General features: G+C 60.9%; 7 protein-coding genes. 3 read left to right on the top strand and 4 right to left on the bottom strand.

Annotated features, from left to right (window positions below):
• From D8U70_RS19575 to D8U70_RS19560, 4 genes are all read right to left on the bottom strand, one after another.
• The coding region (locus tag D8U70_RS19575) for an aconitase family protein (protein ID WP_241662933.1) at positions 1-938 on the bottom strand (938 nt) is incomplete at its 3' end.
• Positions 939-1,136: 198 nt separating this feature from the next.
• The gene (prpC, locus tag D8U70_RS19570) at positions 1,137-2,264 is read right to left on the bottom strand and encodes a 2-methylcitrate synthase (protein ID WP_130929552.1); all 1,128 of its coding nucleotides are present in this window, start codon (positions 2,262-2,264) and stop codon (positions 1,137-1,139) included.
• 137 nt (positions 2,265-2,401) lie between these two features.
• Positions 2,402-3,295, bottom strand: a complete 894-nt coding sequence (prpB, locus tag D8U70_RS19565) for a methylisocitrate lyase (RefSeq protein ID WP_024012298.1) — start codon at positions 3,293-3,295, stop codon at positions 2,402-2,404.
• Entirely contained in the window at positions 3,292-4,014 is a 723-nt protein-coding gene (locus D8U70_RS19560) for a GntR family transcriptional regulator (protein WP_177180867.1), read from the bottom strand. Before D8U70_RS19560 ends, prpB begins: the two co-directional genes overlap by 4 nt.
• Positions 4,015-4,374: 360 nt before the next feature.
• On the opposite strand from D8U70_RS19560, the gene D8U70_RS19555 reads away from it, so the two are divergent.
• Genes D8U70_RS19555 through D8U70_RS19545 form a run of 3 tightly spaced genes read left to right on the top strand, consistent with a single transcriptional unit; the run spans position 4,375 to position 7,438 of the window.
• Positions 4,375-4,911, top strand: coding sequence for an ATP-dependent zinc protease (locus D8U70_RS19555; RefSeq protein WP_041479149.1), 537 nt, complete (start codon positions 4,375-4,377; stop codon positions 4,909-4,911).
• A gap of 5 nt (positions 4,912-4,916) precedes the next feature.
• On the top strand, positions 4,917-6,452 hold the full coding sequence (locus D8U70_RS19550; RefSeq protein ID WP_016773818.1) for an inactive transglutaminase family protein: 1,536 nt from the start codon (positions 4,917-4,919) through the stop codon (positions 6,450-6,452).
• A complete protein-coding gene (locus tag D8U70_RS19545) occupies positions 6,452-7,438 on the top strand; it encodes an alpha-L-glutamate ligase-like protein (protein ID WP_016773817.1) in 987 nt (328 codons plus the stop codon). Before D8U70_RS19550 ends, D8U70_RS19545 begins: the two co-directional genes overlap by 1 nt.
• The last annotated feature ends 149 nt before the right edge of the window (positions 7,439-7,587 follow it).

Below are 7,587 nucleotides of genomic sequence, written 5' to 3'. Positions count from 1 at the left end.
TCGATGGTCTGCTGGTCGATGTAGAACATCGCCGCCGTGGCGCCGTATTCCGGGGCCATGTTGGAAATGGTCGCGCGGTCGCCGAGGGTCAGCGCTGCTGCACCTTCACCGAAGAACTCCAGCCAAGCGCCGACGACTTTCTGTTTGCGCAGGTATTCGGTCAGGGCCAGCACCATGTCGGTAGCGGTGATGCCCGGTTGCAGCTTGCCGGTCAGTTCGACGCCAACGCTTTCCGGCAGACGCATCCACGACGCACGGCCGAGCATCACGCTCTCGGCTTCGAGGCCGCCGACACCGATGGCGATCACGCCCAGCGCATCGACGTGCGGCGTGTGGCTGTCGGTGCCGACGCAGGTGTCGGGGAACGCCACGCCTTCGCGCACTTGAATCACCGGGGACATTTTCTCCAGGTTGATCTGGTGCATGATGCCGTTGCCCGGCGGGATCACGTCGACGTTCTTGAACGCCTTCTTGGTCCAGTTGATGAAGTGGAAACGGTCTTCGTTGCGGCGGTCTTCGATGGCGCGGTTCTTTTCGAAGGCCTGGGCATCGAAACCGCCCGCCTCGACGGCCAGCGAGTGGTCGACGATCAATTGCGTCGGCACCACCGGATTGACCTGCGCCGGGTCGCCGCCCTGCAAAGCGATGGCATCGCGCAGGCCAGCGAGGTCGACCAGCGCGGTCTGGCCGAGAATGTCATGGCAGACCACCCGCGCCGGGAACCACGGGAAATCGAGATCGCGTTTGCGTTCGATCAGTTGCTTGAGGGAATCGGTGAGCGTGGCCGGGTCGCAGCGACGCACAAGGTTTTCCGCCAGCACGCGGGAGGTGTAGGGCAGGGTGTCGTAGCTGCCAGGCGCAATCGCTTCGACCGCCGCGCGGGTGTCGAAGTAATCCAGCGGCGTGCCGGGCAGGTTCTTGCGGAATTCTGTGTTCATCGGGTCAGGACTCGGGTCACGGTAATTTCAAAGGGTGAGGCCAGACACCTGAGTTGCACACCGTCCACTGTGGGAGCGAGCCTGCTCGCGAAAGCGATAGATCAGTCGACATCCTTGTTGGATGCCAGTCCGTCTTCGCGAGCAGGCTCGCTCCCACAGGGTCTAGCGGGGTTCTCTGGTTCCGGGTCAGCTCACCATTCAGCGACGTTCGATTGGCACGAACTTGCGCTGTTCGACGCCGGTGTACTCGGCGCTCGGGCGGATGATGCGGTTGTTGGCGCGTTGTTCGAACACGTGCGCGGCCCAGCCGGTCAGGCGCGAGCAGACGAAGATCGGCGTGAACAGCTTGGTCGGGATGCCCATGAAGTGGTAAGCCGAGGCGTGATAGAAGTCGGCATTCGGAAACAGTTTCTTCTGCTCCCACATGGTCTTGTCGATGGCCTCGGAAACCGGGAACAGCACCTTGTCACCGACCTCGTCCGCGAGTTTTTTCGACCAGCCCTTGATCACCTCGTTGCGCGGGTCGCTGTCCTTATAGATCGCGTGGCCGAAACCCATGATCTTGTCCTTGCGCTCGAGCATGCCGAGGGTCCCTTTGATCGCCTCTTCCGGCGACGAGAAGCGCTCGATCATTTCCATCGCCGCTTCGTTGGCGCCACCGTGCAACGGGCCACGCAGCGAACCGATCGCCGCCGTCACGCACGAGTACAGATCCGACAAGGTCGAAGCGCAAACCCGTGCGGTAAAGGTCGAGGCGTTGAATTCGTGTTCGGCGTAGAGGATCAGCGACACGTTCATCACTTTGACGTGCAGTTCGCTTGGCTTCTTGCCGTGCAGCAAGTGCAGGAAGTGGCCACCGATGGTCGGCTCGTCGCTGACGCAGTCGATGCGCTTGCCGTCGTGGCTGAAGCGATACCAGTAGCACATGATCGCCGGGAACGCGGCGAGCAGACGGTCGGTCTTGTCGCGCTGTTCGGCGAAGTCTTTCTCCGGTTCGATGTTGCCGAGGAACGAGCAACCGGTGCGCATGACGTCCATCGGATGCGCGTCGGCGGGAATTCGTTCGAGCACTTCTTTCAAAGCTTGCGGCAGGTCGCGCAGCTTGCTCAGTTTGGTCTGATAGTCGGCCAGTTGCGCTTTGGTCGGCAGTTCGCCGTACAGCAGCAGATAGGCGACTTCTTCAAATTGCGCATCGGCGGCCAGTTCACGCACGTCGTAGCCGCGATAGGTCAGCCCGGCTCCGGCCTGGCCCACGGTGGACAGTGCGGTTTGCCCGGCTACCTGGCCACGGAGCCCGGCGCCACTGAGTACTTTTGCTTCGGCCATTGTGTTCTCCAATCTTCTTGAATTTGTATGGGGAAACTTGTGGGAGCGAGCCTGCTCGCGAAAGCGCTGGATCAATCGACATCAATGTTGGATGTCAGTCCGTCTTCGCGAGCAGGCTCGCTCCCACAGGGTTTTGTTCAGCCTTTCTTCTGTGCAAACAACGCATCGAGCTTCTGCTCGAACGTGTGGTAATCGATACGATCGTAGAGCTCCATGCGAGTCTGCATGGTGTCGATGACATTCTGTTGCGTGCCATCGCGGCGGATCGCGGTGTAGACGTTTTCCGCTGCCTTGTTCATCGCACGGAACGCCGACAACGGGTAAAGCACCAGCGAGACGTCGGCGCCAGCCAGTTGTTCGGTGGTGTACAGCGGCGTTGCGCCGAACTCAGTGATGTTGGCCAGGATCGGTGCTTTCACACGGTTGGCGAACAGCTTGTACATGTCCAGCTCGGTAATCGCCTCAGGGAAAATCATGTCAGCGCCGGCCTCGATGCACGCCGCCGCACGATCGAGTGCCGATTCCAGACCTTCCACCGCCAGCGCATCGGTACGCGCCATGATCACGAAGCTGTCGTCGGTACGGGCATCGACGGCGGCTTTGATGCGATCGACCATTTCCTGCTGGCTGACTATTTCTTTGTTCGGGCGATGGCCGCAGCGCTTGGCGCCGACCTGATCCTCGATGTGAATCGCCGCCGCGCCGAACTTGATCATCGACTTGACCGTGCGCGCGACGTTGAAGGCCGACGAGCCAAAACCGGTGTCAACATCCACCAGCAGCGGCAGGTCACAAACATCGGTGATGCGGCGCACGTCGGTGAGCACGTCGTCCAGCCCGGTGATGCCCAGGTCCGGCACGCCCAGCGAGCCTGCGGCCACGCCGCCGCCGGACAGGTAGATCGCCTTGAAACCGGCGCGCTTGGCCAGCAGCGCGTGGTTGGCGTTGATCGCGCCGACCACTTGCAAAGGATGCTCGCTGGCGACCGCATCGCGGAAGCGCTGGCCCGGCGTGTTCAGGTTGGAAGTCATGCATCACCTCGTTCAGTGGCTGTCTTGTTGTGGGCGCCGTCCTCGTAGTGACGGGCGATGTTGCGTTTCGAGGCGCCGATGTGGCGGCGCATCAACAATTCCGCGAGCTCGCCGTCACGGTCGGCGATGGCATCGAGAATGCGGTGGTGTTCGGCGAAGGCCTGGTGCGGGCGGTTCGGCGTGGTGGAAAACTGGATGCGGTACATGCGCACCAGTTGATACAGCTCGCCGCAGAGCATCTGCGTCAGCGTGCGATTGCCGCTGCCCTGGATGATCCGGTAATGAAAGTCGAAGTCGCCTTCCTGCTGGTAGTAACCGACGCCGGCCTGAAATGCCGCATCGCGCTCGTGGGTTTCCAGAACCCGGCGCAGTTCGTCGATTTCCTCGACGCTCATGCGCTCGGCAGCGAGGCGGCAGGCCATGCCTTCGAGAGATTCACGGATTTCGTAGAGTTCGATCAATTCGGCATGGCTGAGCGAGACCACCCGCGCACCGACGTGCGGCACACGCACCAGCAAGCGCTGGCCTTCCAGACGATGGATCGCCTCACGCAGCGGCCCCCGGCTGATGCCATAGGTGCGCGCCAGCTCCGGCTCGGAGATCTTGCTGCCCGGGGCGATTTCGCCTTTGACGATGGCGGCCTGAATGCGCCGGAAGACGTTTTCCGACAGCGTCTCGGAATCGTCACCGCTGATGACCGGGGGATCGAGTTGATCCAGCATGATTGTCGACACCTTTAAATCCAATGCGGCAAAAACTAGCCAATAAGACCGCATCAGTCAAAGGATAAATAGGTATTGTCGACAATCGTCTAATAACCTCAAAAAGATCGCAGCCTTCGGCAGCTCCTACAGGGCGCACGCAAATCCAAATGTAGGAGCTGCCGCAGGCTGCGATCTTTTGATCTTGCTACACCCTGCCCCAAGCGCTGGCGCCATAAAACCACCGTGCTAGAATGCCGCCCGCATTTGCGGGTCTTTAGTACGGCTTGCCATAAAAAGCTGCCAGGCACACGCGGGGGCTTGCGCACGGTTGTGCGGGCACCTGAACCGATAACGGAACGCTGCGCACCAGGATTTATGAGACTCAAGCCTTTCCCCACCTTTTTTGCTCTGTTTTGCCTGCCCGGCCTCGCCGCCGCGGGGGAAAAAACCGTGTACGGCCTCAACGAATACGCTTCGCTTGACGGCATCAATCTCGAAGTTGCGGCCAAACTCGACACCGGGGCGAAAACCGCCTCGCTGAGCGCCCGCGACATCAAACGCTTCAAACGCAACGGTGAATCCTGGGTACGTTTCTACCTGGCCATCGACACCGCGCATTCACACCCCATCGAACGGCCGCTGGCGCGAGTCAGCAAGATCAAGCGCCGCGCCGGCGACTACGATCCGGAAGAAGGCAAGCAGTACACCGCCCGTCCGGTGATCGAGCTGGATATCTGCATGGGTTCGGCATTGCGCAGCATCGAAGTGAACCTCACCGACCGAAGTGCGTTCCAATACCCGCTTTTGATCGGCTCCGAGGCGCTGAAACGCTTCGACGCGCTGGTCGACCCCAGTCTTAAATACGCTGCCGGCAAACCTGCCTGCACCATCGCCGCTCACACCGCCGAGTAATTTCCATGCGTTCTCTAACCTTCCACCTGAAAATCCTGATCGCCGTGCTGGTGCTGCTGGGCGTTTCGGTTACGGCCTATCAGATTTTCGTGCTCGGCATCCCGGTGACCGAAGACGCCACCGACGACCTGTGGAACATCGACGCCAAGGTCGAGTTCGTCGCCAGCACCAAGGATCCGGTGAAGATCCAGATGTTCGTGCCGCCGCTGAGCCGCGATTACGTCAGTCTCAACGAAAGCTTCATCTCCAATAACTACGGCGTAGCGGTGAACCGCATCGACGGCAACCGCAAGGTGACCTGGTCGGCCCGTCGCGCCAAGGGCAACCAGACCTTGTATTACCGTCTGGTGCTGACCAAGCGCTACACCGCGGAAAAATCCAAGGTCAAAGGCCCGACCTTCCGTGACAGCATGGTCATCGAAGGCCCGGAAAAAATCGCCGCCGAAGCCCTGCTCGCGCCGATTCGCCAACACTCGGCCGACGTCGAAACCTTTATTGGCGAGGCGATCAAGCGCGTCAACAACGTGAATGACGACAACGTCAAATTGCTGCTGGCCGGCGATCCGTCGACCTCGCACAAAGCCAAGATCGTCGAACTGCTGCTGTCGATTGCCCACGTTCCGGTAGAAAAAGTCCACACCATCCGCCTCGTCGCCGATCAGCCCCAGACTCCCGAACTGTGGCTGCGCAGCTTCAACGGCAACGACTGGCTGTACTTCAACCCGGAAACCGGTGAGCAAGGCCTGCCAACCGACCGCCTGCTGTGGTGGACCGGTGACGAAAACCTGATCACCGTCGACGGCGGCAAGAAAGCCAACGTGACCTTCAGCCTGAACAACAGCGAGATGAACGCGATTCGTCTGGCCAAGCTGACCGACGAAAACACTGACGCCAACTTCCTCGATTATTCGCTGTACGGCTTGCCGCTGCAGACCCAGCAGACCTTCATGATCATGGTGATGATCCCGATCGGCGTGCTGGTGATCCTGATCCTGCGCAACCTGATCGGCCTGCAGACCCTGGGCACATTCACCCCGGTGCTGATCGCCCTCGCCTTCCGCGAAACGCAGCTGGGCTTCGGCATTCTGCTGTTCACGGTGATCACCGCGCTGGGCCTGTCGCTGCGCTCGTATCTCGAACATCTGAAGCTGCAAATGCTGCCGCGCCTGTCGGTGGTGCTGACGTTCGTGGTGGTGTTGATTGCGGCGATCAGTCTGTTCAGCCACAAACTGGGGCTTGAGCGTGGCTTGTCGGTGGCGCTGTTCCCGATGGTGATTCTGACGATGACCATCGAGCGTCTGTCGATCACCTGGGAAGAACGCGGCGCCAACCATGCGCTGAAAGTCGCCATCGGCACGCTGTTCGCAGCCTCCCTGGCGCACCTGATCATGACCGTGCCGGAGCTGGTGTACTTCGTGTTTACCTTCCCGGCGATCCTGCTGATTCTGGTCGGTTTCATGCTGGCGATGGGGCGCTATCGCGGCTACCGCCTGACCGAACTGGTGCGTTTCAAGGCCTTCCTGAAGAAGGCTGACGCCTGATGTTCGGTTTCTGGAAGACCTGGAAGGCCCTCGAGGCGCGCGGCATCATGGGCATCAACCGCCGAAACGCGGACTACGTGCTCAAGTACAACAAGCGCAGCCTGTACCCGATCGTCGATGACAAGATCCTCACCAAGGAACGCGCCATCGCCGCCGGCATTCACGTGCCGGAGCTGTACGGGGTGATCTCCACCGAGAAGGAAATCGACAAGCTCGACGAGATCATCGGCGGGCGCAGCGACTTCGTGATCAAACCGGCGCAGGGCGCGGGTGGCGACGGCATCATCGTCATCGCCGACCGCTTCGAGGGCCGTTATCGCACGGTGTCGGGCAAGATCCTTGCCCACGAAGAGCTGGAGCATCACATCTCCAGCATCCTCACCGGCCTGTACTCGCTGGGCGGCCACCGCGACCGCGCGCTGATCGAATACCGTGTGACCCCGGACCAGATCTTCAAGAGCATCAGCTACGAAGGCGTGCCGGACATCCGCATCATCGTGCTGATGGGTTACCCGGTGATGGCGATGTTGCGTCTGCCGACCCGTCAGTCAGGCGGCAAGGCCAACCTGCACCAGGGCGCCATTGGCGTTGGTGTGGATCTGGCCACCGGCCTTACGCTGCGCGGCACCTGGCTGAACAACATCATCACCAAACACCCCGACACCACCAACGCGGTGGATGGCGTGCAACTGCCCTACTGGGACGGTTTCATGAAACTCGCCGCCGGCTGCTATGAGCTGTGCGGGCTGGGTTATATCGGCGTGGACATGGTGCTCGATCAGGAAAAGGGTCCGTTGATTCTCGAACTGAATGCACGGCCGGGGCTGAACATTCAGATCGCCAACGATTGCGGCCTGACCTTGCGCACTCACGCGGTCGAAGCGCGGCTGGAAGAGCTGAAGGCGCGGGGCGTTAAGGAATCGGTAGAAGAGCGGGTGGCGTTTACCCAGGAGATGTTTGGGCATATTCCTGCGGTCGAGGGCTGATCCCCCACATTGATCGTTCCCACGCTCTGCGTGGAAATGCAGCCCGTGACGCTCCGCGTCACAGTGGACGCAGAGCGTCCATGGCGGCGTTACCACGCGGAGCGTGGGAACGATCAATCGGCTCCCTTTCCCCCTCGCCCCCTTGGGGG

Source organism: Pseudomonas sp. Sample_20 (assembly GCF_004307585.1).
Lineage (GTDB): Bacteria > Pseudomonadota > Gammaproteobacteria > Pseudomonadales > Pseudomonadaceae > Aquipseudomonas > Aquipseudomonas atacamensis.
Note: the sequence above shows the minus strand (reverse complement) of the source record. Positions and strands in the feature narration are given on the sequence as shown.